Source organism: Neisseria iguanae (genome assembly GCF_003013245.1).
Taxonomy (GTDB): Bacteria; Pseudomonadota; Gammaproteobacteria; order Burkholderiales; family Neisseriaceae; genus Neisseria; species Neisseria iguanae.
Map to the genome: position 1 here is coordinate 21574 of NZ_PXYY01000011.1, position 23272 is coordinate 44845.

Annotated in this window: 22 protein-coding genes; 15 read left to right on the forward strand and 7 right to left on the reverse strand. The window is 46.8% G+C overall.

Features of this window, described 5'->3' with window-relative positions:
* Positions 1–63 precede the first annotated feature (63 nt).
* A complete protein-coding gene (locus tag C7N83_RS03135) occupies positions 64–870 on the forward strand; it encodes a DsbC family protein (protein ID WP_106740570.1) in 807 nt (268 codons plus the stop codon).
* A gap of 103 nt (positions 871–973) precedes the next feature.
* Here C7N83_RS03135 and tsaD read toward each other — a convergent pair whose 3' ends face one another.
* Positions 974–2035 (reverse strand): tRNA (adenosine(37)-N6)-threonylcarbamoyltransferase complex transferase subunit TsaD, encoded by a 1062-nt coding sequence (gene tsaD, locus C7N83_RS03140; RefSeq protein ID WP_106740572.1) that lies wholly within the window; start codon positions 2033–2035, stop codon positions 974–976.
* A gap of 281 nt (positions 2036–2316) precedes the next feature.
* Between tsaD and C7N83_RS03145 the strand changes: the two genes are divergently transcribed.
* Positions 2317–2688, forward strand: coding sequence for a hypothetical protein (locus tag C7N83_RS03145; RefSeq protein ID WP_106740574.1), 372 nt, complete (start codon positions 2317–2319; stop codon positions 2686–2688).
* 567 nt (positions 2689–3255) lie between these two features.
* A complete protein-coding gene (locus C7N83_RS03150) occupies positions 3256–3642 on the forward strand; it encodes a hypothetical protein (protein ID WP_106740575.1) in 387 nt (128 codons plus the stop codon).
* A gap of 372 nt (positions 3643–4014) precedes the next feature.
* Here C7N83_RS03150 and ccsB read toward each other — a convergent pair whose 3' ends face one another.
* The 4 genes from ccsB to C7N83_RS03165 all read right to left on the reverse strand — a co-directional run bounded on the left by ccsB (position 4015) and on the right by C7N83_RS03165 (position 8172).
* Positions 4015–5202, reverse strand: coding sequence for a c-type cytochrome biogenesis protein CcsB (ccsB, locus tag C7N83_RS03155; RefSeq protein WP_106740577.1), 1188 nt, complete (start codon positions 5200–5202; stop codon positions 4015–4017).
* Positions 5186–7150 (reverse strand): cytochrome c biogenesis protein ResB, encoded by a 1965-nt coding sequence (locus tag C7N83_RS03160; RefSeq protein ID WP_245911109.1) that lies wholly within the window; start codon positions 7148–7150, stop codon positions 5186–5188. Before C7N83_RS03160 ends, ccsB begins: the two co-directional genes overlap by 17 nt.
* Before the next feature lie 144 nt (positions 7151–7294).
* Positions 7295–7456, reverse strand: a complete 162-nt coding sequence (locus C7N83_RS14525; RefSeq protein ID WP_170064782.1) for a hypothetical protein — start codon at positions 7454–7456, stop codon at positions 7295–7297.
* Positions 7457–7548: 92 nt separating this feature from the next.
* Complete coding sequence (locus C7N83_RS03165) at positions 7549–8172, reverse strand: c-type cytochrome (RefSeq protein WP_106740580.1); 624 nt, start codon at positions 8170–8172, stop codon at positions 7549–7551.
* Positions 8173–8311: 139 nt separating this feature from the next.
* Between C7N83_RS03165 and yihA the strand changes: the two genes are divergently transcribed.
* The gene (gene yihA, locus C7N83_RS03170) at positions 8312–9010 is read left to right on the forward strand and encodes a ribosome biogenesis GTP-binding protein YihA/YsxC (RefSeq protein WP_245911107.1); all 699 of its coding nucleotides are present in this window, start codon (positions 8312–8314) and stop codon (positions 9008–9010) included.
* Between the two features lie 42 nt (positions 9011–9052).
* On the opposite strand, the gene C7N83_RS03175 is transcribed toward yihA, so the two are convergent.
* A complete protein-coding gene (locus tag C7N83_RS03175) occupies positions 9053–11464 on the reverse strand; it encodes a penicillin-binding protein 1A (protein WP_106740582.1) in 2412 nt (803 codons plus the stop codon).
* Positions 11465–11614: 150 nt separating this feature from the next.
* Between C7N83_RS03175 and pilM the strand changes: the two genes are divergently transcribed.
* The 7 genes from pilM (at position 11615) to aroB (ending at position 18620) form a co-directional block, all read left to right on the forward strand.
* Positions 11615–12721 carry a type IV pilus assembly protein PilM gene (pilM, locus tag C7N83_RS03180; protein ID WP_170064783.1) on the forward strand — a complete coding sequence of 369 codons (1107 nt, stop codon included), beginning with the start codon at positions 11615–11617 and terminating at the stop codon, positions 12719–12721.
* Position 12722: 1 nt separating this feature from the next.
* Complete coding sequence (locus tag C7N83_RS03185) at positions 12723–13334, forward strand: PilN domain-containing protein (RefSeq protein ID WP_106740585.1); 612 nt, start codon at positions 12723–12725, stop codon at positions 13332–13334.
* A complete protein-coding gene (locus tag C7N83_RS03190; RefSeq protein ID WP_106740587.1) occupies positions 13335–14009 on the forward strand; it encodes a type IV pilus inner membrane component PilO in 675 nt (224 codons plus the stop codon).
* A 21-nt stretch (positions 14010–14030) separates the two neighbouring features.
* Positions 14031–14600 carry a pilus assembly protein PilP gene (locus C7N83_RS03195; protein ID WP_106740588.1) on the forward strand — a complete coding sequence of 190 codons (570 nt, stop codon included), beginning with the start codon at positions 14031–14033 and terminating at the stop codon, positions 14598–14600.
* A gap of 18 nt (positions 14601–14618) precedes the next feature.
* Positions 14619–16802, forward strand: coding sequence for a type IV pilus secretin PilQ (locus tag C7N83_RS03200; RefSeq protein WP_106740590.1), 2184 nt, complete (start codon positions 14619–14621; stop codon positions 16800–16802).
* 122 nt (positions 16803–16924) lie between these two features.
* Positions 16925–17440: a shikimate kinase gene (locus tag C7N83_RS03205; protein WP_106740591.1), complete on the forward strand. Its 516-nt coding sequence runs from the start codon at positions 16925–16927 to the stop codon at positions 17438–17440.
* A gap of 100 nt (positions 17441–17540) precedes the next feature.
* Positions 17541–18620 carry a 3-dehydroquinate synthase gene (gene aroB, locus C7N83_RS03210; protein ID WP_106740593.1) on the forward strand — a complete coding sequence of 360 codons (1080 nt, stop codon included), beginning with the start codon at positions 17541–17543 and terminating at the stop codon, positions 18618–18620.
* Between the two features lie 212 nt (positions 18621–18832).
* Here aroB and C7N83_RS16895 read toward each other — a convergent pair whose 3' ends face one another.
* A complete protein-coding gene (locus C7N83_RS16895; RefSeq protein ID WP_106740594.1) occupies positions 18833–18985 on the reverse strand; it encodes an IS630 transposase-related protein in 153 nt (50 codons plus the stop codon).
* Between the two features lie 422 nt (positions 18986–19407).
* Between C7N83_RS16895 and C7N83_RS03220 the strand changes: the two genes are divergently transcribed.
* The 4 genes from C7N83_RS03220 to ribD all read left to right on the forward strand — a co-directional run bounded on the left by C7N83_RS03220 (position 19408) and on the right by ribD (position 22606).
* Entirely contained in the window at positions 19408–20250 is an 843-nt protein-coding gene (locus C7N83_RS03220; protein WP_106740596.1) for a class II glutamine amidotransferase, read from the forward strand.
* A 129-nt stretch (positions 20251–20379) separates the two neighbouring features.
* Complete coding sequence (nrdR, locus tag C7N83_RS03225) at positions 20380–20844, forward strand: transcriptional regulator NrdR (protein ID WP_106740598.1); 465 nt, start codon at positions 20380–20382, stop codon at positions 20842–20844.
* 46 nt (positions 20845–20890) lie between these two features.
* Positions 20891–21472, forward strand: coding sequence for a cytochrome C (locus tag C7N83_RS03230; protein WP_106740599.1), 582 nt, complete (start codon positions 20891–20893; stop codon positions 21470–21472).
* A gap of 12 nt (positions 21473–21484) precedes the next feature.
* Entirely contained in the window at positions 21485–22606 is a 1122-nt protein-coding gene (gene ribD / locus C7N83_RS03235) for a bifunctional diaminohydroxyphosphoribosylaminopyrimidine deaminase/5-amino-6-(5-phosphoribosylamino)uracil reductase RibD (RefSeq protein ID WP_106740601.1), read from the forward strand.
* The last annotated feature ends 666 nt before the right edge of the window (positions 22607–23272 follow it).

Here is a 23272-nt window from a genome sequence, read left to right on the forward strand (position 1 = left end):
TATCTGCACTTACACGCCGAGTTTTGTTACAATGTGTCCTTTCCTTTTCTATTTCAAAGCAACATGAAACTAAAATTAATCAACACATTACTGCCGTTGGTGCTGCTGCCGTTGGTAGCTTGCGGTCAAACCACCGCCACCAATAAAGGGACAGCTTCCGCAACGACTGCTACCGCTTCGGCCGCCGCACCGAAAGCCGCCGACAAAGGCGTAGCCGAATCATTGAAAACCAAGCTGGAAAAAGTGTATGAAGCGCAGGATTTGAAAGTGACGGGCGTGGGCGAAACCCCGATTCAGGGCGTTTATGAAGTGGTGGTGAGCGGCAATCAGATTATTTACACCGATGCCAAAGGCGATTACATGCTGGTCGGCAATCTGATTGATGTGAACACGCGTGAAAGCCTGACCGATGAGCGCGCAGCGGAATTGAACAAAATTGATTTCAACAGCCTGCCTTTAGACAAAGCGATCAAAGAAGTACGCGGCAACGGCAAGCTGAAAATCGCTGTGTTCAGCGATCCTGACTGCCCGTTCTGCAAACGCTTGGAGCATGAGTTTGCCAAAATGACCGACATCACGATTTACAACTTCATGATGCCGATTACCAGCCTGCACCCTGATGCGCAGCGCAAAGCCGAAAACATCTGGTGTCAGCCAAACGCAAGCAAAGCGTGGACGGAATGGATGCGCGAAGGCAAAGCCCCTGCTGCCGCTAAAGCATGCGATAATCCTGTGGCTGAAACCATGTCTTTAGGCGAACAACTGGGCTTCACCGGCACACCGACCTTGGTCTTCCCGAACGGCCGTACCCAAAGCGGCTACAGCCCGATGCCGCAGCTTAAAGAAATCATCGAGAAAAACCAAAAATAAATCGGGTTTGGCTTAGAAAGGCCGTCCGAACGGGTAGGACGGCAATCTCTGATTGCGTTTCAATCTTGTTCGGACGGCCTTTTGTTTCCAACTCAACGGCACATCACGCTTTCACAATATCTGACAGCGGCCAGCGCGGTTTTACATTAAAACCGGCGGCTTGTTTTCTGTCCTGCAAACGCATCGCGCCAGCAAAGGCAATCATCGCGCCGTTGTCGGTGCAATATGCCATCGGTGGGAAAAACACTTTAACCGCTTCTGCTTTCGGCTTGCCTTTTTCAGACGGCATTTGCACGCTTAAGCGGCTGAATTCGTCGCGCAGCTTCCAGTTGGCTCCCACACCACCGGCCACCACCAGTGTGCGGAAACCCGTATCGAGCAGAGCTTTTTTCGATTTGGCGACCAACACGTCAACCACTGCATCTTGAAATGCGTAGCAGATGTCGTTGCGCGTTTGCCCGGAAATTTTATTACTGCCGGTTTCGGCACGGACTTTTTCCACGGCGGTCAACACGGCGGTTTTCAAACCGGAAAAACTCATCTGCAAATCATGCGAATGCAGCATCGGGCGCGGGAAGGCAAACGCATTGGGCGTACCCGATTTGGCCAGCTCCGACAATTTTGCGCCGCCCGGATACGGCAAACCCAGTAATTTGGCGGTTTTATCAAACGCCTCTCCCGCCGCATCATCAACACTCTCACCCAGCAAGGTGTAATCACCGATACCGCGCACCGCCATAAATTGCGTGTGCCCGCCCGACACCAATAAGGCGACAAACGGAAATTCCGGTTTTTCATCCGCCAAAAGCGGCGACAGCAGATGGCCTTCCAAATGATGCACGGGAATCACGGGCTTGTTCAGCGCAAACGCCAAAGCGTTGGCATAGCCGGAACCGGCCAACAACGCGCCACCCAAACCCGGCCCTTGTGTAAAAGCGACGGCATCAATGTCGTCATAACCCACGCCTGCTTCCTGTAATACGCCTTCAGTCAGCGGCACGACGCGGCGGATGTGGTCACGGCTGGCCAATTCCGGCACCACGCCGCCGTATTCGGCATGCATGGCCATTTGCGTATGCAGATGGTGTGCCAGCAAACCGCGTTCGGTGTCATATAAAGCAACACCGGTTTCATCACAAGAAGATTCGATTCCCAATACCAACATATTTATCAAGGCCGTCTGAAAACTGAATTCCGTATTTTAGCCGATTTTAATCCTGTCTGCTGCGCACATCAACGGAAGATATGCGGTTTTTTAGCGTAATGTGATGGCAAAAATGCAGCAATTTGCGTAAGTTTCAGCAGTTTTGCAAAGAGCAGTAAACCGAATGGCAAAAAAATCCGCTAAGGTAAAAGCCGGTTTAACCACTTGCCGACTTTTTAATGCTGACGCTACAATCCGCTGCATGACGAATTTAATGCCTTTTTAAAGAAAAGGAAGCTCTCATGAACAAAACGAAATCTTTGATGTTGACCGGTGTATTGGCGCTGTTTTCAGCCAGCGCATTTGCTACACCACTGCCGTCTGAAATCTACAAACCTGCCGGTGCGAAAACCATCAAAGCCGACCGCCAAGGCAACGGTGAGTTTGAATACGAAGCCGAACTGTCGAAGCACAACACTTCTATCCCTGCATTGGCCAAAAAAGTCATCGCCCACGCCAAAAGTAAAGGCTTTAAAGTGGTTGAATCCGAAATCAAACGTGACGATGCCGGCTTAAAATTCAAACGCGGCAATCAAGAATTGGATGTTTCGATTGAAGACAAAGACCACGGCCGTATCGAATACAAAGCTGATTTGGACTCGGATAAAAACTGATTTTGACTGAGTCCGCTCAAAATGAAACGAACGGCTACCAAACATCACGGTCTCAGGGATAAAAGAAAAGCCGGCGTCGTTTGCAGTCTTGAAAGGCAATCAAAACCATACTGAAACAAACATCCATTTTGCCTGACCGGACAGTCGAAAGTGCTGCCGGGTTCCGTTTATGCGAGATGGAAGATTGTCGTTCCTATCCCCATGCGTTTATTCCGACAACGTTATGGGATATCGGAGCCGTGCGGCTCATCCGTGGCGGTTGCCTGCGTGCAAACAATATCGGTTAGAAGTTTGCCGGTCTTGCCCGGCCGCAGACCGACGGTAGGGTCAAACACATTATCCGTAGCTTAATGGAACAGCAGCATGATCGTTTCCTTTTCAGGATTCGGGACACCGGCAAAAAGAGTACTGCCGTTCGGTGATACAGTTAAGCCGCACAATGATTTGAAGGTGATGCGCTTTTGGGGGTGTTGTAGGTTCGTTTTTCTGAATCTCTCAGACTAACAACGCGGTTTTTCTGACATAAAAAGCCGCCTGAAAGAAACTAAGGCTTATCGGACATTAGGGATGATAAAAACCGCCGGAAACCTTATCATACAGGCCTTTTGGCGGTTTTTTGCCAATGTTTATAAAAAGCGCCCTTTTTGCCATCAAAACAGCCCGGTGAAAAACCGCCGTAAAAACGGCAGGCAAAGATATAAATATCCCCTGTGTAACACGTATCTCCTCACCCCAAAACCCACATCCCCCGGGCTGCCCGCATACGGATACACCCACGGCAGGCAGACCTGTCCGCAACCGGCGCAGCGCCACCACCGCAACAGGAAAACCATCCGCCGTAAAACCAAACAGGCCCTTTCAAAGCCCATTCAATCGGAAAAGACTGCCGCCAATACCATCCTTCGGCCGCGGGTTCGGTGTCATGGTATTTCTGAACCGGCTATTGCCGTTTGACTTAAAAATGAGTACAAGTTTTTCCCATGCCGTCTGAAACCTGAAATCCGTCATTCCCGCGCAGGCGGGAATCCGGAACGTTGGTTTTCAGTAATTTTTTACAAGTTCCCGTCCCGACGGAACCGGATTCCCGCCTGTGCGGGAATGACGGCATTTGGAGATTTCTGTGCCCGTTATTTAGTAAAACAGCTATAGAGGGGAAATTCACTGAATTAAAGACGAAAACCTGATGCCCCCGGGCTTGGGAAGAGGGGGTAAGATTATATTTGTCAGAAGATATTTTAGTAGCCGGGAGTAGGATTTGGGATGAAAAATCATCCCAAATGTCCAATAGGCCGAAACTAACTTTCGGGAGGCTTTATTAAATATGGGTTATAACGAGCCGTAAGAGTGCAAACCGCTTAGGAACATGTTCACGCCGATGAAGGCAAAGGCGGTCACAAACAAACCGATAATCGCCCACCATGCCAACACGCGGCCGCGCCAACCGGCCACCAGCCGCAAATGCAGCCAAACCGCATAGTTCAACCACACGATAAACGCCCATGTTTCTTTCGGATCCCAGCTCCAATAGCGCCCCCACGCATCGGCTGCCCATAATGCGCCGAGAATGGTGGCAATGGTGAAAAACAGGAAACCGACGGCAATCGCTTTATACATCACTTCTTCGATGACTTGCGAAGCCGGCAGCCATGATTGGTTGCCCTTTTCTTCGTTTCGCAAGGACCAGAACTCCGCCACACCCAACATCGCGGCGATACAGAATGCACCGTAGCCGATGAAGTTAGCCGGCACGTGGATCTTCATCCACCAAGACTGCAAAGCCGGAATCAGCGGCTGAATGGCATGTGCGTCACGCGAAATACTGTACCACAACACAAAACACACCACCACCGCCATAAAGGCATAAACGAAACTGCCCAGCTTCTGTACGGCGAAACGGCCTTCGTAATAGAGATACATCAGCGCGGTAATCACCAAAAACAAAATAAACACTTCGTAAAGGTTAGATACCGGAATGTGCCCCGCATCAGGGCGTAGCAGATAGCTTTCGTGCCATCGTACCAACAAACCGGTGAAACCGGCAACGGCGGAAATCCAGCCGAATACGGTTCCCATCCCAAGTAAAGTATTGGTTTCCTGATGTTGGCGGTTGGCAATCACTGCGCCGGCCATGTAGGCAAACAGCGTAAAAAACACAAACGCACATTGCCACATAATCGCCGATTGGCTGCTCAAGAAATATTTCAGCAAAAAACCGTCCGAATGCCTGATGTCGCCTGCGTAAAGATTCACCGCGCCATAAGCCAATATCAGACACAGCACGATATACCAGCGCATCGGTTTGAAAAACCAGCCCAAGAAAACAGCAATGCCCCCGCACACCCACAAAATCACCATCTCATAAATATCCATATGATGGCCGACGTGGGCTTGTGCAAAGTAAGCAATGGCGGCAATGACTAAAGCAAAGCCCCAATCCAAGGCATTCAGGCTGCGCATGAATGATTTATGTGTTAACAGTTCGTGTTCCGGCACGGCTTTATTTTGAATGGTCATGGTTTAAATCCTTCGCCAGCTGTTGCAAACGCTGGGTGTGTTGCGGAAATTCTTTTTGTAAATCGCGCTCGTTGCGGCTAGATGACATGGCAAAACGGACGCGGCCGTCTGAAAACAGCAGCCATGCGCGTTTTTCACGAATATAAAACATAAAAATCGTGCCCAACACCAACAAAACCGAGCCTAGATACACCAATGAAGCACCTGGTGAACGCGTCATCTGCAAGCCCGATGAACGCACTTCGGTGTAACCTTCCAATTGCAGCAGCATTGGTGCCGGATATTCGGTCAGGCCGGTGTAGGCATCCATGCTGTGCAACACAAAGCGGTTGCGCGCTTCATCTTGCGGCCAATCGGGTAAATTGTATTTTTTCAAGGTTTCATCTACCGCAGCATTCATCACGCCGAAAAGCATTTGGTAGAAATAGCCCTGCATTTTTTCCTGCTGCTCTTTCGGAATATTTTGGGTCACAAACTGATCCAAAGCCAAATAGCCGCCTTGTGCAAAAATGCCCAAAGTGTTGCTTGCCGCCTGCTTAAACTGCGCACTGATTTCAGACGGCGCGCCGAGTGTTGCCTGCTGCACTGCTTTATTGCGTGCCGCTTCGTCTTTCAGTAATTCGCGCAAGGCCATAAAGGTATCCGCTTTGCCGCTTTTATCCATCGGAATACACAGCCAGCGGTATTGTTGCACCAAGCCTGAACGCGTTCCGGTGATGAAGAAATAGTCCTCTTCCTGCTTAATCGGCAGCATGTAGTTTTTGTATTCTACGGCCTGGCCGGCGCTGTCTCGCAAGCGGTAAATAATCGATGGGCCAATGTTGGTGAATTTTTTGTTTTCCTGAGAAACAGCGCGAACATCGTTAATCATGCCCTGCATTCCGGCATCGGCTTTTTCAGACGGCTTGCTTATATCTACGACATTTATTGTCGTAAGCTGATCAAATTCCAAGCGGTATGAAGTATCTCCAATATTAAACGGAAAATCACGCATCGAAGTAGCTTTCAGCTCAATAGATTGACGGCTCGGGTTACTCAAATTCCATACTTTAAATTTCAAATCCGAGCCGCCATCGGCAAAGCTCGCTTGGTAAATAGTGATGCCGTGCATGGTCAGCGGATGGTTCACGCGGATGGTTTGTTCAACTTTTTCACCTGTAGTTTTGTCAGTTACTTCCAAATCGCTGGCAAAATCTTTCGGCATCCCGGTATCGTAAAAATTGATATGGAATTTTTTCAACTTCACTTCAAACGGCAAATCCTGCACCAACATGCCGTTGTCGGCATTGACAAACACCACGTCGGCACTTTGCCCTTCGTTGATGTTGACGTTGCCGCGGAAAGATAGATTAGCTGTACTCAGCACGCTTTCTGGTTTGAAGTCTTTAGCATACACCGCATTGTTGTCCGGTACGATACGGCCGGCCAGCATACCGACTTTCAGTAAAAGATTACTGTCAATCAAGCCGCCGACACAAATCACAATCAGGGCAGCGTGTGCAAAAATATAACCCCATTTGTTCATTGCGCCTTTTTTGGCCGCCACCAAAACCGAACCGTCATCACGTTGCACAGTTTTAGCTGAAAAGCCTTGTACTTCCAAATAGCGCTGAGCCACTTCTGGCGAAATGCCCTGCTCCAGTTCGGTCGAATGGCGCATGGCGGCCAGCGATTTTTCTTTGGTATTTTCGCGGAAGGATTGGATCTCGCGCAAAAACGGCGGTACATTGCGAATCAAACACAAGCTGGTCGAAATCACCAAAAACAACATAATGATGACGAACCAAACCGAAGCATACACATCATACAAGCCTAGAAAACCGAAAATCTGCGCCCAAAACGGACCAAATTTGACGACATAGTTCACTTGTGGCTGGTTTTGCTGCAAGACCGTACCGATAATCGAAGCCACACCCAACAGGCTGAGCAAAGCAACGGCAAAGCGCATAGAGCTTAAAAAAGCAAACCATGGCCGACGGATAAACGGAACGGTTTTTTGAGTAGTACTCATAAAATGTAGACTCTATACAACAACTTTAAAAATAAATACAATATAAATCACCTAACTCAATTAATCAGAAAATATTGATAATTATTTTAAATGTAAAAAATTTAACATTGTTTCCACTTTTTGTTTTTTGCTCAAAGAGCCATTTACAGTTTTGGAAATACCCCAAAATCCTAAAACAACCGTTTCAGCAGCAAACAAAAGCTGTTCTTCATAAAAATATAAACAACTCAATTTTTCCAACATTAATTAAATGATTTGTTACCGTATGCACTTAAGGCCGTCTGAAATCAAATCTTTTCAGACGGCCTTGTTATGCAATCACGCAATCGTGCAACTTAATACAGACCTTGAATGAAGTTGGCAACTGCTTCCAATTCTTCAGCCGACATACGTTTGGCAATATCCTGCATCATGGCACTTTCTCGCTGACCGGATTGGTAAGCCTGCATTTGTGCCACGATGTAGGCTTTGTGCTGGCCGCCGATGCGCGGATACGCAATAATATCGGCGCCGCCGCCCGGCATACCGGCACCACTAGGGCCGTGACATGACATACAAGCCGGTACTTTTTTATCCGCTAAACCGCCACGGAAAATTTTCGCACCCAATTCCGCATTTTCTTTCGGATTGGTTTCACCCGGTTTAGCTTGTTGTTTGGCATAGAATGCAGACACGTCGCGGATGTCTTGCTCAGATAAACCTGCCACCATAGGCTTCATCGCCACAGCCGAACCATGGGTACGCTTACCTTCTTTGATGTCCATCGTTTGTTGGAAAATATAAGCTTCGTGTTGGGCGGATACTTTCGGATACATGGAAATACCGCTGTTACCGTCGGCAGCGTGACATGCAGCACAAACGTTGGTTGCAATTTCTTTGCCTTTTGCCACATCGGCTTTTGGTGCGGCAGTCACCGCACCTGCCGCCAAGGCTAAAGCCAATAAAGTGAATCGTTTCATGGAGTGCTCCTGATTACAGCATTGCGTAGCGAGACAATGCCTTTTTTATACTCATAATACCGGATATATTTTTACCAAATTAAAACTAATGATTCTATAAACATGGTATTCTATACTAACTTTACATTAAATTACCACTATGAACCTCTTTCAAAACGCAAAATTCTTCACTACCGTTAATCATTTGAAAGACTTACCCGACACACCTGCCGAAATCGCCTTTGTCGGACGCAGTAATGCAGGCAAATCAAGTGCTATTAACACGCTCACTAATCACGTGCGCTTGGCTTATGTTTCCAAAACCCCGGGCCGCACCCAGCACATCAACTTCTTTGAGCTGGCCAACGGTAATTTTATGGCGGACTTACCCGGCTACGGCTATGCACAAGTACCTGAAGCCATTCGTATACACTGGGTCAAACTCTTGGGCAACTACTTACAGACACGCCCCCAGTTAATCGGTTTGGTGCTGATTATGGATGCACGCCATCCTTTAAAAGCTTTAGATATTCAGATGTTGGACTTTTTCCATACTACCGGCCGGCCAGTGCATATTCTGTTGTCAAAAGCCGACAAGCTTTCCAAAAACGACCAAATCAAAACACTGGGAGAAGTAAAAAAATCGCTCAAACCTTACATGGAACGCCAGCGTATCAGCATTCAACTATTCTCCAGCCTGAAAAAGCAAGGCATTGAAGAAGTAAACAAGGTCATCGGCGAATGGTTTGAATGCCATTTGAAAGAACAAACAGCCAGCATGCGGCCAAACGGTCAAAATATTGTAACGGAGTATAGCCAATACAGTATTGATAAACCGCAAATCATCCGCAAATATTAAAACAAGGCCGTCTGAAACGTTTCAGACGGCCTTTTGACATCATCAGAACAATGAATCCAGTTGCTTGCTGCCACCGTTGTTATTACTGTTGATTGGCGGCAGCGGGGTTTCCAGCGGAGCCGAACGCGAAGCCTCATCGTTTTGTCGACGTGGCGCTACATCACGGTTGGCACCGGCCTCAGGACGGGTGCCGCGTGGTGCGGCATTACTGCGTGGCACGCTGCCGCCGTTATCCAACGACAAATCCGTACTGGTCACCTGACGCTCTTTCATGTAGTACTCACCATCTTTAGTAACAGTACCTTCAGGCACTTTCATGCCGACGACTTTCATGCCTTTGAGGGCAAAGCGCATATATTCCACCCATACTGGCACCGCAATCGTGCCGCCATAACCGGCTTTACCCATACTTTTCGGTTTATCAAAACCAATATACACCGCCGTTACCACGCTCGGATTAAAGCCGATGAACCATGCATCTTTGTTGTCGTTGGTGGTACCTGTTTTACCGGCAATATCCGAACGTCCAAGCGCATTCGCACTCCGCGCCGTACCGGAACGAACCACATCCTGCATGATTTTATACATGATATAGGCATTGCGAGGATCAATCACCTGAGGTGCATTTTCCCCGGCCACCAAAGGCTGCATTTGCGCGCGCAAACGACCTTGGCCGTCGTAAATCTTATCAATCACATGCGCCGATACGCGATAACCGCCATTGGCAAATACGGTATAACCTTCCGCCATTCTCAACGGCGTGGTTTCACCCGTACCCAAAGCCATCGACAAAGTAGGCGGAATTTCGGACGGCCTAAAACCGAAGCGCTGAATATATTGTTGCGCATAATTTACACCAATGGACATTAAAATACGGATGGACACCATATTCTTAGAAGCGGTTAACGCTTGGCGCAATGTGATGTAACCTGAGTAGCGGCCATCTGAATTTTTAGGTGTCCATACCGTACCGTTCGGGCCTTTACCCGGTAGCGAAATCGGCGCATCGTTAATTTGTGTCGAAGCAGTCATGCCTTTCGCCAGTGCGGCTGAATACACAAATGGCTTAAAGGTTGATCCCGGTTGGCGCATGGCTTGGGTCGCACGGTTAAACGTTTTACTGTGGTAATCATAACCACCGACCAAAGCGCGTACCGCACCGGTTTTGGCATCCAAAGATACCAGCGCACCTTGCAACAATGGCTCTTGAACCACATGCCAGCTATCACCGCTGCCTTTGACACGGATAATCGAACCGCGGCGAATACGGTCATCACCCATTTTTTTGTTTCCTACCGCGCGTGCGGCAAAACCTAATGCACCGCTGTTCAATGTTACTTTCCGGCCGCTAGGCAATTGAATCTGAATGCTTCTCTTGGCTGCTTCCAACACAACCGCCGGCACCATGCCGTCTACGGTATAAAGTGTAGAAAGGTATTGACTGACCGCATCTTCCACATCATCGACTTTCGATAAATCGATAAAACTTTCCGCACCGCGATAGCTGCTGCCGCGGTCAAAATTGCGCAAAGCCCGCCGCAGGGCGGCTGTTGCTGCTTTCTGATGATTTGTGCTAACAGTGGTGTAAACTTTGAAACCTTGAGTATAGGCCTCTTCGCCGTATTTTTCATAAAGCTCTTGGCGCACCATCTCGGCAACGTAAAGCGCACTTTGATCGATTTTCTGAACAAAGCGCTCATAATGCAGCTCTTCTTTCAATGCCTTATCTCGCTGTTGCATGGTAATCATGCCTTCTTCGAGCATATTGTTCAGAATATAAGCCTGACGGATTTTGGCACGCTCCGGATTCACAATCGGATTGTATGCAGAAGGCGCTTTAGGCAAACCGGCCAGCATGGCCGCTTCAGCCAAAGACAAATCTTTGACACTCTTATTGAAATAAATTTGCGCTGCCGAAGTAAAGCCATAAGCACGCTGACCCAAGTAAATTTGGTTAAAATACAATTCCAAAATCTGGTCTTTACTGAGTGACTGTTCGATTTTGTAGGCCAACAATGCCTCATTGAATTTACGGGTGAACGTACGCTCGCTGCTCAAATAAAAATTTTTAGCAACCTGCTGAGTAATGGTACTCGCCCCCGACTGAACACCACCTGCCACCACGTTGCCAACAATGGCACGCGCCACACCGATGACATCCACACCCCAATGCTTATAAAAACGCTTATCTTCTGCCGCAACCACGGCATCTTTAAGCACTTTGGGGAAATCTTCAATTTTTGTAAACTCACGACGTTCTTCACCATACAAACCAATTACTCGACCGTCTGAAGAATATACGGTAAGCGGCATTTTCGGCTGATAGTGTTGTAAAGTATCCAGCGAAGGCAGCTTCGGATAAGTCACTAAAATTGCTATTGAAATCAATCCGATACCAAAAAGCACCAATCCAAGAAGCAACCCAATACAAGTTGTTATAATCTTTTTAATCATGACCAATTAATATTTTGCCATCAAAGGCATTAAATAAAGTAAAATAGCTAACGTTTTCTATAAAACACAGTTACCAGTGTGCAAAGAAAAGAATCCATCACGGATATCGAAACTGTTACTCACTTCGTAATGATACAGGGAAGTCATATTATGCGCTTATCAAAAAGCACTAAAAATACAACTATAAAAGCCAATAAAACAACAAGTGGGCTCAGCAATCGTGCCGCCATCGGCATCGACATCAGCCAACATGCCATTAAAATGGTTCAGTTGTCAGGGCGTAGTTTAAACCAAATTCAGCTGGAAAAATACGTTATTACCAAACTGCCCAAGGATATTGTCAAAGGTAACAAAATTCAAGACTACGACCAACTTGTTACTTATTTGCAACATACCTATACCCAATTGCGTACCTCCTGCAAAAATTTTGTTGCCGCCATTCCACAAAGCATAGCAACCGTAGAACAAGTTATCTACAATCCAAAGCACACAGATTTGGATTTAGAAGATTTTGTCGAATTCGAAGTGGCGCAAATCGGCCCTATTGAAGAGATGAACTACGATTACCAGGTCACCGGTACTTCCGTTTCTCCTACCGGCCAACAAATGCTCATCGTTACCTCCAAAAAAGACGACGTAGAACCGTGCATTGAGATGTTTGAAAATGCCGGCATAGCTTTGTCTGTCATGGATTTAGATTTATTGGCCCAACGCAACGCCTATGCCTATTGGATTAATCACCACGCACCCGAATTGACCAATGAAAAAATTGCCGTATTCGGCATTTATGCCACGCAAATGTATGCCCTGATTATACAAAACGGTCAGATTCTCTATAAACAGGAAACACCGGTCAGCACAGAACAATTAAACCAATTAATCCAACGCACTTATCAAGTAACCGAAGAAAAAGCGGCGCAAATGATGGTTGCGACGAACCAGCCGTCCGATTACCAAACCCAGATCGCCGACCGGTTCAATGTGCAGGTAGCGCAAGAAGTCCAGCGTGTATTGCAGTTTTACTATACCACTCAAAATACGGAAACCTTCTCAAACGTCAAACACATCTTGCTAACAGGCGCACCTTCTCAACAAAACGGCTTGGCAGAAAGTATTTTCTCGCAAACCAACACGCCGACCCAATGCGTTCATCCGGTAATCTACACCGAGAGAAGCAGCAAAGTAGATTTACCACAATTACAAATAGATGCGCCATCTTTAACTATGGCTTTCGGATTAGCTTTAAGGGGATTGTAATATGATTGAACTCATTAAAATCAACCTTCTTCCTTACCGGGAAGAAATTAAACAACATCAAAAGCAACAATTCAAAATATTGATGCTGACTGCTTTGCTGATTGGCTTGGGATTATCAGCACTGACCTATCTCAGTCTCAACGGCGCCATTGATAACCAACAAGGCCGCAATGCTTTCCTTGAATCAGAAATCAAAAAATTGGATGAAGACTTAGGTGAAATCAAAAAGCTGCAAGCAGAAAAAGAAAATTTCCTAGCTAAGAAAACTAAGGTTGAAGAATTGCAGGAAAAACGTTCGCAAGCCGCGTATATTATTGATACGTTGAATGTTTTGACACCTGACAATACTTACCTGACTGCTTTAGAGGCAGAGAATCCGACCACTTACAAAGTAACCGGCCGCGCCATCAGTGATAATAAAATCGCGATGTTCATGCGCGCATTGCCAAGTACCGGCATATTCTCGCAGCCTGAATTATTAAGCATTAAAAAAGTGGAAAACTATCAAGAATTTACCCTGCGTGTCTTACTGACTCAAAATACCGTTCCCGTGGCTAATATTACCGCTTCGGAAGCTACGCTTCAGACGACACCTGTACAGGAGGTAAAATAAATGGCCGCAAAAAAATTAAAAGACATTGATGTTCAAAACCTTTACCTGCTCAGCACACCCGCCAAATTGGTTTTGGCCGCATTGGCTGTTTTGGCAATTTTGGTGATTGGTTACTTTGCCCTTTTTAAAGGACAATTGGAAACATTGGCTGAACATGAAGAAACCGAAGTCAAGCTTAAAGAAGCCTATACCAAGAAAAGTATTGAAGCCGCCAGTCTAAACAATCTGCAAGCCGAATTAATGTCGATTCGTTCCGCATTTAATGTTTTGCTCAAGCAATTGCCAACTGATGCCGAAATTCCGACACTCATTCAAGAATTACATCAGGCAGGCTCGACCAACGGTTTACGCCTTGACAGCGTTTTACCGCAACCATCCGTACCTGATGGCCCGATTGAGAAACTGCCGTATGAAATTGCCATTACAGGCAAATACAACCAAATCAGTCAGTTTACCCGTGATGTAGGCGGCCTTTCACGCATTATTACTTTGGAATCCTTGAAAATCACGCAATCAACGGAAGATAAAAACAGCAAAGACGGCAAAGATGGTTTACTCACACTAAACGCGACGGCAACCACCTACAAAGCCCGTCCGGCAGAAGAAGTCGCTGCCGAACAAAAAGCAGCCGAAGAAGCCAATCAAAACGGCAATTCCGGCAAACCACAAGAATAGAAAAAGTAATATAGGGAAATCATGAAAAATACTATCTTACTCTTGGGTGTCTTAAACATTGCAGCATGCACCCCGACTTATAATGATTTAAGTCAATGGATGACGCAAACCCGTGCAGATGCCAAGAAACACATCATTCCTTTTGAAGAACCGACTGTTACGCCTCCTAAAGTGTATATTCCGCCAAGCTACTCCGGCCCGAATGCATTCGATTCCCGTCGCTTGAAAACCCTGACTGCAAGAACAAGCAATGCCCCCAACCTGAGCCGCACAAAAGAAACTTTGGAAGCATTCAGCTTGGAAAATTTACGCTATGTCGGCAGTTTGCGCAGCAGCAATCGGATTTCCGGCTTTATCCAAGCAGAAAATCATGTCTACACTGTCGTACCGGGTAATTATATCGGGCAAAATTACGGTAAAATCCAGCGGATTACCGAAGATAAAATCGTGATTACCGAAATGGTTGAAGACAGTTACGGCAACTGGATTTATCGCACAGCAGAATTACCTTTGAACAGCCAGCCAGACAGCAACAACTTACTGCAAACCACTGCACCTGTCGACGAAAATACTGTTCTTGTTACAAATTAATATAAGGGGTCTCACTTTATGAAAATCAACCGTATGACAAAACTTTTTGCCGGTCTGAGTATAACAATGGCTGTTCAGACGGCCTTTGCAGGCAATATTACCGATATCAACGTATCGACTTTGCCCGATAATCAAAAAATTATCAAAATCCGCTTTGACCGTGACATTACCAACCCTACCGGCTTTGTAACCGCCGCACCGGCACGCATCGCCTTGGATTTTGCCAATACCAATATCCAATTACCACAACCAGTATTGGAATATTCAGATCCTTTATTGAATCAAATTACCGCCGCACAAAATAATGACCGCGCACGCATCTTATTGGGTCTGAACAAAACAGGTCAGTACAACACCGAAATCCGTGGTGACGAAGTGTGGGTATATATTAGCGAGTCAGCCGACAAAAATATTGCCGCCCCCACTGCCACTTATTCCGCATCAGGCTCTGCACCTACTGCTGCCGCGCCACGTGCCACCCAATCAAATCAAGTTGCTACCACCGCCAACATCGACTTCCGCAAAGGTTCACGCAACTCAGGCATCATAGAATTGTCTGCGCCAACCTTCTCAGGCAATCCTGATGTGAAGCAAGAGCGTAACCGCGTTGTCATTACTTTAAAGAATCACCCCCTGCCGACTCAAGCTCAGCGTAATTTGGATGTTAGCGACTTCAACACATCGGTACAAAACGTTACTTTAAAACGCATTGGTAACGCTACCCAATTGATTATCCGCACCAAAGGCAATTGGGACATCAGCACCAAATCTGCCGCCGGCCGCTATACCTTTGAAATTGTACCGAAAGCCGCAACCATCGAAAGCCGCGGTTTACGTAATAATGCCAACAAATCCTTTAACGGCCGCAGAATTTCTTTGGATTTCCAAGATGTGGAAGTCCGCACGATTTTGCAGATTTTGTCCAAAGAATCTGGCATGAATATCGTAGCCAGCGATACAGTCAACGGTAAAATGACCTTATCCTTAAAAGACGTACCTTGGGATCAGGCACTGGATTTGGTAATGCAGGCGCGTAACTTAGACATGCGTCGCCAAGGCAACATCATTAACATCGCGCCGCGTAACGAACTTTTAGCTAAAGACAAAGCATTTTTGCAAGCCGAAAAAGAAATCGCCGAGTTAGGTCCGTTGTTGTCGCAAACTTTCCAGTTGAAATACAAAAACGTTGAAGAATTCCGCAAAATTCTGCGTATTGAAGAAAATGGCGGCAGCGGCAACAGCAATACTCACAACACTTTATTGAGCAATCGCGGCAGTGCATTAATTGATTCGGCTACTAACACCCTGATTATTACCGACAACCATAATGTGATTGAGAAGTTCCGCAAGTTGGTTAATGAACTGGATGTGCCAACGCGCCAAGTGATGGTTGAAGCAAGAATCGTGGAAGCTGATGAAGGCTTTTCGCGTGATTTGGGCGTAAAATTCGGCTATACTGGTATCAACGGCCGCAATACTTGGGGTTCAAATTTGTCGAATGCAATCAAAAATACAGGTATTGCTTACAACAACAATGTAACAACTGCTAATGCTATTTTAAGTAATTCCAACACAAGACCAGCATTGACTCCCTTAGAGATGAGCCCAAACATCAGCCTGCCGACCACCAATGCTGCAACCGCATCGATTGCCTTGGTTCGGTCATTTGCTTCAGGCGCATTGGGTTTGGAATTGGCAGCAGCCGAAGGCCAAAACAAAAGCAAAACCATTTCCAATCCGCGCGTATTGACACAAGATCGCAAAGAGGCGACCATCGAATCAGGTACAGAAATTCCTTACCAAGAGGCTACTTCCAGCGGTGCGACTTCGGTATCATTCAAAAAAGCCGTATTAGGCTTGACAGTGACACCGAATATTACGCCTGACGGTCAAATTATCATGACGGTAAAAATCAATAAGGATACACCGCAAGACTGTACGGTAGATTCTGTCATTACCAAATGTATCAGCACCAAAAACCTGAATACCCAAGCCATGGTGGAAGATGGTGGCACCTTGATTGTCGGAGGCATTTACGAGGAAGAAAATTCCAACAGCGTCAACAAAGTTCCTTTGCTGGGTGATATTCCAGTGGTGGGGAACTTGTTCAAATCACGCGCCCGCAATGAAAAACGCCGTGAATTGTTAGTATTTATTACGCCACGTATTATGGACAACGTAGGAAACAACTTGCGCTACTAACTCCCCTAAACGGGCATACGTATTCTCAAATGTATGCCCGTTTTAATATTTCCTTGCGTAAAATATGAAAAACGTTCAGGATAAAACATTTTCCTGCCAATTTCGTATAAAATGCCGCTATTATGGATAAAATCAACGGCAACTTAATCTTTATCGGGATGATGGGTACGGGTAAAACTACCTTGGGAAAGCACATCGCCCAAATACTCAATCGCCCTTTCTATGACAGCGACCATGAAATTTGCTTAGCCTCCGGCGTATCCATTCCCACCATTTTTGCAATGGAAGGCGAGCAAGGCTTTCGCGACCGTGAGAGTAATATGCTCAAAAAGTTGTGCGCGTTAGAAAACATTGTGTTATCTACCGGCGGTGGTGCACCCTTGCGTGAAGAAAACCGACAATGTTTAAGGGAACACGGCACAGTCGTCTATCTGCACTCCTGCCCTGAAATTCTGCTGGAACGCACCCGATATGATACCACCCGTCCGTTGTTACAGGCTGGGAATCCGCTGGCCAAACTGCAAGAACTGTATGGTATCCGCGACCGCATCTACCGGGAAACCGCGCATCTGGTTATCGAATCCGAACATTATCAAAAAACTGTCAACCGCTTGCTCAATGTCCTGCAAGCCGGTTGAAACAGATGGCAACATTACGGCAAAGGCCGCCTGAAAACAAAGGTTCTTTCATCCTTTTCAGACGGCCTTTATCGCCAACCGACACTCTGTAGGAACAATCATGCACACCTTAAACGTCCGAACCCCTTCCCATCAATATCCGATTTTTATCGGCCGGGACCTGCTGGCACAAGCAGATGAATTGCTACAACCTTATTTGGACAAAAAGGCTGCCATCATTACCAATGAGACTATCGCCCCGCTCTATTTGGCAACCTTTCAGACGGCCTTAGACAAACTCTGTATTCCGTATTTCAGTATTATTCTTCCCGATGGTGAAAAATATAAAAACTGGCAAACCTTAAACCTGATTTTCGACGGCCTCATGCAAAACCGAGCCGAACGCAAAACTACCTTAATCGCATTAGGCGGCGGCGTGATTGGTGACATGGTCGGTTTCGCTGCTGCCACCTATCAGCGCGGCGCACCTTTTATTCAAGTGCCGACCACCTTATTGAGTCAAGTCGACTCTTCCGTCGGCGGCAAAACCGCCATCAACCACCTCTTGGGTAAAAACATGATTGGCGCGTTTTACCAACCGCAAGCCGTGCTCGCTGACTTAAGCACACTGCAAACCCTGCCTCAGCGCGAATTGTCTGCCGGTATGTCAGAAGTGGTGAAATACGGTGTGTTGGGCGATGCCGGTTTTTTCGCTTGGCTGGAACAAAATATGTCCGATTTAATGGCACAAAATCCGGAAAAACTCGGGCAGGCAGTCTACCATTGCTGTAAAATGAAAGCCGATATCGTAGCGCAAGATGAAACCGAACAAGGCATCCGCGCATGGTTAAACTTAGGCCACACTTTCGGTCACGCCATTGAGGCTGCAATGGGTTACGGCGTTTGGCTGCATGGGGAAGCCGTAGCCGCAGGCACAGTATTGGCCGCACGTTTGTCAGAACAATTGGGCAAAACTACCGCCGCCGATACCCAACGCATTGCGGCCTTGCTCGAAGCAGCCAAGCTGCCCTCCTCACCGCCAAAACTCGGCTTCAACAAATGGATCGAACACATGAGCCATGATAAAAAAGTCAGTAGCGGCGTGATGCGCTTTATTGGTTTAAACCGTTTGGGCGAAGCCAACATTACCGAAATTACCGATATGACCATTCTTGAGCGCACATTGCAACCTTATTTGTAAACCATACCCTTGATTGAAAGGCCGAGAACTTTACAGAACCTCAGATTTGAATTCGGCTCAAAGCTAAGTAAACGTAGAACGCACAGGCACATCAAAGCAAAGCCAAGATGGGCATACTCAAAACCGCCCTAATCAAGATAAACAATCTTTTGTTTCTGTTCTGTAAAAACAGCCGGCCGCTTTAAGAATTTTGCTCTTTTTCCTGTGTCTGTCTACAGGTGTTTATGCATTTTTTTATGCGTGATGCCGAGTTGTTTCAATGCGTAGGAAAAGGACGATTGCACACAGTTGGCGCGCAAAGCCCTCTGCCATTGGTAATCATCGGGATATTGTCCGACATTTTGGCGTCGTGCTTCGTTATCGATCTTGGTGGGCTTGCGTGCTGTATCACCTTTAGTTTCAGGGTTACCGCGTCATCCGGAAACGGTCTCTTTGCCGATCTTGTAATGCTCTACAACGGCTTGCCATTTTTCACTGTTGTCGATGCCATTGAGCCTTTTTGGCGGCATTGGGTAGGGTATGTCATAGGAATTGAGAAGGTTTGGTTTTAGGATGATTTTACTATACATTCAATATCGTATCTGGCTGCCGATAATATTTACCGCTCCTCAGACCGTATGAAAACATCCGGCAAACAAAAATCTGATTTCCGCCATACCTTTTCAGACGGCCTTAAACCATATGCATTCCGATTCAGACGAACCATAGCACCCCAAAGCTATTGAAATCCCTTGCCTGATATACCATAATCCAACGTTTCGCTCTCACATTCATAAAGGCTTTGCCCATGTGCCAACTGCTCGGCATGAACTGCAATACTCCCACCGACATCACGTTCTCATTTGAAGGTTTCAGACGGCGTGGCGGCATAACCGACCATCATGCAGACGGCTTCGGCATCGGCTTTTTCGAAGGTAAAGGCATCCGCCTGTTTCATGACGACAAACCGAGCGCCCATTCTCCGGTAGCCGATTTGGTACGCGATTACCCCATCAAATCGGAAAACGTCATCGCACATATCCGCAAAGCGTCTCAAGGCCAAACTTCTTTAGCGAACACGCATCCCTTCGTGCGCGAAATGTGGGGCGAATATTGGCTATTTGCACACAACGGCCACCTGATTGATTTTACCCCGGAACAAGGTAATTTTTACCGTGCAGTCGGCTGCACCGATTCAGAACGTGCATTCTGCTATATCCTCAACCGCTTGCGCCAGCAATTTAGCAAAAAGCCCGACGAAGCAACTTTATTTGCCGCCATCAGCAAATTAACCCATGAAATCCGCACCTACGGCTTGTTTAATTTTGTGATGTCCACCGGCGACTGCCTGTTTGCCCACGCCAGCACTTTGTTGCACTATATCGTGCGCAAAGCGCCATTTGGTAAAGCCCGTTTATTAGATGATGACGTGATGGTCGATTTTGCCGAAGTAACCACGCCCAAAGACAAAGTCTCCGTTATCGCCACCTTGCCGTTGACCCGCGATGAAACTTGGCACCAATTGGCAGTCAATGAATTGGTGATGTTCCAACAAGGTGATATTGTCCGCTCCGACAAACCGCATACAGCCATTTACATGAGCGTCAAAGAAGGTTTGGCTTTAGCGCGCGCGGTCGGCGTGTCTTGCTAAAGAATGGTTTTATCAATAAGGCCGTCTGAAAGTATCGTTTTTCAGACAGCCTTTGTTATGCTTTTCCGCTATACGGATATGCAGCTATCAGTTACAATATCTATTTACAAACAAATGATTTAGCTGCATATGAAATGTCCGTTTTGCCAACACGCCAACACACAGGTTACCGACTCGCGCCTGCTGGAAGAAACCAACAGCATCCGCCGCCGCCGCCGCTGCATGTCTTGCGGACAACGTTTCAGTACTTTCGAAACGGTTGAAATGCGCATGCCGCAAGTGTTGAAAACCAACGGCAGCCGCGTCAATTTTAACCCACACAAACTCCACACCAGCCTTTCCCGCGCCCTGCACAAACGCCCTGTTTCTCCGGAAAAAATCGATGAAACAGTTGCCATAATTGAGCAGCGTCTGTATCAATTAGGTAAAAAAGAAGTGCCGTCGCAACTGGTCGGCGAAATGGCGATGGAAGAATTGGCCAAAATCGACCAAGTGGCGTATGTGCGCTTCGCTTCGGTTTATAAAAGTTTTAATGATGTTTCGGAATTTACCCAAGCGATTGCCACTCTGCCGCAATCCCAACAAGCCGAATGAGGCCGTCTGAAACCAACCGGCCATGCTTAGACAATGAGCACACAACATGAATACAAAATTTTTACTGCCTATTTCCGTATTACTGATGCTGAGCGCATGCAATAAAATCAGTGAAGCACCTGCCCAAACGGCTGCATCTACACCTGCTGCATCTAGTGCCTCAGCGCCCGTTGAAAAAGAAAACACCATTCAAGAGCTGAACAGCAAAGACAGTAAAATCCGCATTATGATTCAAAATGCCCAATTTACCGACATAATTGAAGACAAGAATTTACATCCCGAAGGTATTTCTTCTGACGAACTGACTTTACTGCAGCGCGACAACACATCCGGCATAACGCTCTATGCTGCCAATTTAGGCAAAGCCAAAACCGATGCCAAAGCCTATTTTACCCATTTGAAAGAAACCCTTCAGTCAGCAAAAGGCATGGATAATATGCGCGTAGGCATTGCCACCGACAACCGCATGAATTACCGTTTTAGCCAGGCCACTGAAAACGGCAGTACGCTCTCTGAAAACTGCATTGCCATTCACGAAACCAATATTTATACCGTATGCGCCAGTTCCACTACGGCTCCTACGGAACAACTGGCTGTTGTTTTAAAAGACATCAGTTTAATCAAATAAAGACCTTTTGAAATGTTTAGCGACACTGATATCCAAATGATGCAAAACGCCCTTGCCCTTGCCTGGCTGGGGCGTTTTTCCACCTCCCCCAATCCCCGTGTCGGCTGCATAATTGCACACAACGGGCAAATCGTCGGACAAGGCTACCATGTCAAAGCAGGCGAGCCACATGCCGAAGTGTATGCGTTGCTTCAAGCCGGGGCAATGACACAAGGGGCAACCGCCTATGTCACGCTCGAACCTTGCAGCCACTACGGCCGCACGCCGCCTTGTGCTAAAGCCTTAATCGAAAGCGGAGTCAAACGTGTGGTCGCTGCAATGACCGATCCCAATCCTTTAGTAGCCGGAAAAGGTTTGGCAATGTTGGCAGTAGCAGGCATTCAAACCGAAAGCGGCTTATTGGAACATGAAGCACGCCAATTAAACCGTGGCTTTTTATCCCGCATCGAGCGTAACCGTCCTTATGTGCGGCTTAAATGCGCTTCCAGCCTTGACGGCAAAACCGCGCTTTCAGACGGCCAAAGCCAATGGATTACCGGAGAAGCAGCGAGAAATGATGTACAGCAAATGCGTGCCGAAAGTTGCGCCGTACTCACCGGAATCGGCACAGTATTAGCGGATAATCCGCGCCTGAATGTGCGCGTCTTTTCAACCTTCCGGCAGCCTATCCGCGTGGTTTTAGACAGCCAATTGCAAACGCCTTTAGACAGCCATTTGATTTCAGACAGCCAAAGCCCTACCCTAATTGTGACCTTGGTCGATGATGAAACGCGTTGGCAACCCTATTTGGCTTACCCGCATATCGAAATAATCAGATCGTCTGAGAGCCATAATCAGCACATCGATTTAAACAATCTTTTGAGAATATTGGCCGCAAAAGGCATCGGTGAATTAATGGTAGAAGCCGGCACCACGCTCAACACCGCCTTTTTGCAAGCAAACTTAGTAGATGAAATCGTGTTGTACCAATCGCCAAAAATCTTGGGCAATCCGGGCAAAATGCTGTTTGATTTTGCTGAAAATCCGGATATTTTGCAGCAAAACCCACCATGGCAGACACAATCTGTCGACATATTGGAAGCCGACATCAAATGGACACTCATACGTCCCACATTGATTTCAGCAAAACCATAAAAACCTAAAGCATACTTCCTAAGTGTGCTTTTGTTTTGTCTTTGCTTATCATTCATCACAATAAAATTGAAAGGCCTATTGGATATTTGGATTGATATTTACCCAAATGTCTTTTTCCCAGCAACCAAAAAATCTTTTTAAATAACATCTTATTAACCCAGTTTATACCCGAAAAACAGCGGCTTTTGTCGGATTCGGCATCATTACCTCATTATTTCATTCAAATATAAATAAAATAGGAAGATTACGTTTCAGGCTGTTATACGCGTTTCTTAGTTTTTATGTGTATCCCCTTCTTGCTACCGGCCCCGTCATCACTGCGCCCGTCAAGATAACTTTATATGCATACATCCAACGCCTTATGACAGTCTGCTTCTATCGTACTGAACAGGCTCTGTCTGCCAATGGCATACTCAAAAGACTACCGGCAAATGATACTGAACAAACTTGCAGCAGGTGCTTCCTATCGGGCACTGGCCGGTGGAGACAGCATCAGCAAAGCCACCATACAAAACCGGAAAAAACGGCTGGAGAAAAAATTGTTACCACACGCAAGTCAAAAATAAGCATGGAAAAATTACGGCAGGGCGTCGGACAAGTATCCCGACCACTTCCAACGTGGGCAGACTGTGCGCTTTAACTGCACCCAACGGGCAATCCGCATAG

Coding starts and splice junctions, on each gene's coding strand:
- C7N83_RS03175 (WP_106740582.1), bottom strand. CDS start 11,464: ATGATTAAAAAGATTATAACAACTTGTATTGGGTTGCTTCTTGGATTG.
- C7N83_RS03150 (WP_106740575.1), top strand. CDS start 3,256: ATGATAAAAACCGCCGGAAACCTTATCATACAGGCCTTTTGGCGGTTT.
- C7N83_RS14525 (WP_170064782.1), bottom strand. CDS start 7,456: ATGTTGGAAAAATTGAGTTGTTTATATTTTTATGAAGAACAGCTTTTG.
- C7N83_RS03135 (WP_106740570.1), top strand. CDS start 64: ATGAAACTAAAATTAATCAACACATTACTGCCGTTGGTGCTGCTGCCG.
- C7N83_RS03185 (WP_106740585.1), top strand. CDS start 12,723: ATGATTGAACTCATTAAAATCAACCTTCTTCCTTACCGGGAAGAAATT.
- C7N83_RS03230 (WP_106740599.1), top strand. CDS start 20,891: ATGAATACAAAATTTTTACTGCCTATTTCCGTATTACTGATGCTGAGC.
- pilM (WP_170064783.1), top strand. CDS start 11,615: ATGCGCTTATCAAAAAGCACTAAAAATACAACTATAAAAGCCAATAAA.
- nrdR (WP_106740598.1), top strand. CDS start 20,380: ATGAAATGTCCGTTTTGCCAACACGCCAACACACAGGTTACCGACTCG.
- C7N83_RS03190 (WP_106740587.1), top strand. CDS start 13,335: ATGGCCGCAAAAAAATTAAAAGACATTGATGTTCAAAACCTTTACCTG.
- C7N83_RS03160 (WP_245911109.1), bottom strand. CDS start 7,150: ATGCGCTTTGCCGTTGCTTTGCTCAGCCTGTTGGGTGTGGCTTCGATT.
- C7N83_RS03195 (WP_106740588.1), top strand. CDS start 14,031: ATGAAAAATACTATCTTACTCTTGGGTGTCTTAAACATTGCAGCATGC.
- ccsB (WP_106740577.1), bottom strand. CDS start 5,202: ATGACCATTCAAAATAAAGCCGTGCCGGAACACGAACTGTTAACACAT.
- yihA (WP_245911107.1), top strand. CDS start 8,312: ATGAACCTCTTTCAAAACGCAAAATTCTTCACTACCGTTAATCATTTG.
- C7N83_RS03200 (WP_106740590.1), top strand. CDS start 14,619: ATGAAAATCAACCGTATGACAAAACTTTTTGCCGGTCTGAGTATAACA.
- C7N83_RS03145 (WP_106740574.1), top strand. CDS start 2,317: ATGAACAAAACGAAATCTTTGATGTTGACCGGTGTATTGGCGCTGTTT.
- tsaD (WP_106740572.1), bottom strand. CDS start 2,035: ATGTTGGTATTGGGAATCGAATCTTCTTGTGATGAAACCGGTGTTGCT.
- C7N83_RS03205 (WP_106740591.1), top strand. CDS start 16,925: ATGGATAAAATCAACGGCAACTTAATCTTTATCGGGATGATGGGTACG.
- ribD (WP_106740601.1), top strand. CDS start 21,485: ATGTTTAGCGACACTGATATCCAAATGATGCAAAACGCCCTTGCCCTT.
- C7N83_RS03165 (WP_106740580.1), bottom strand. CDS start 8,172: ATGAAACGATTCACTTTATTGGCTTTAGCCTTGGCGGCAGGTGCGGTG.
- aroB (WP_106740593.1), top strand. CDS start 17,541: ATGCACACCTTAAACGTCCGAACCCCTTCCCATCAATATCCGATTTTT.
- C7N83_RS03220 (WP_106740596.1), top strand. CDS start 19,408: ATGTGCCAACTGCTCGGCATGAACTGCAATACTCCCACCGACATCACG.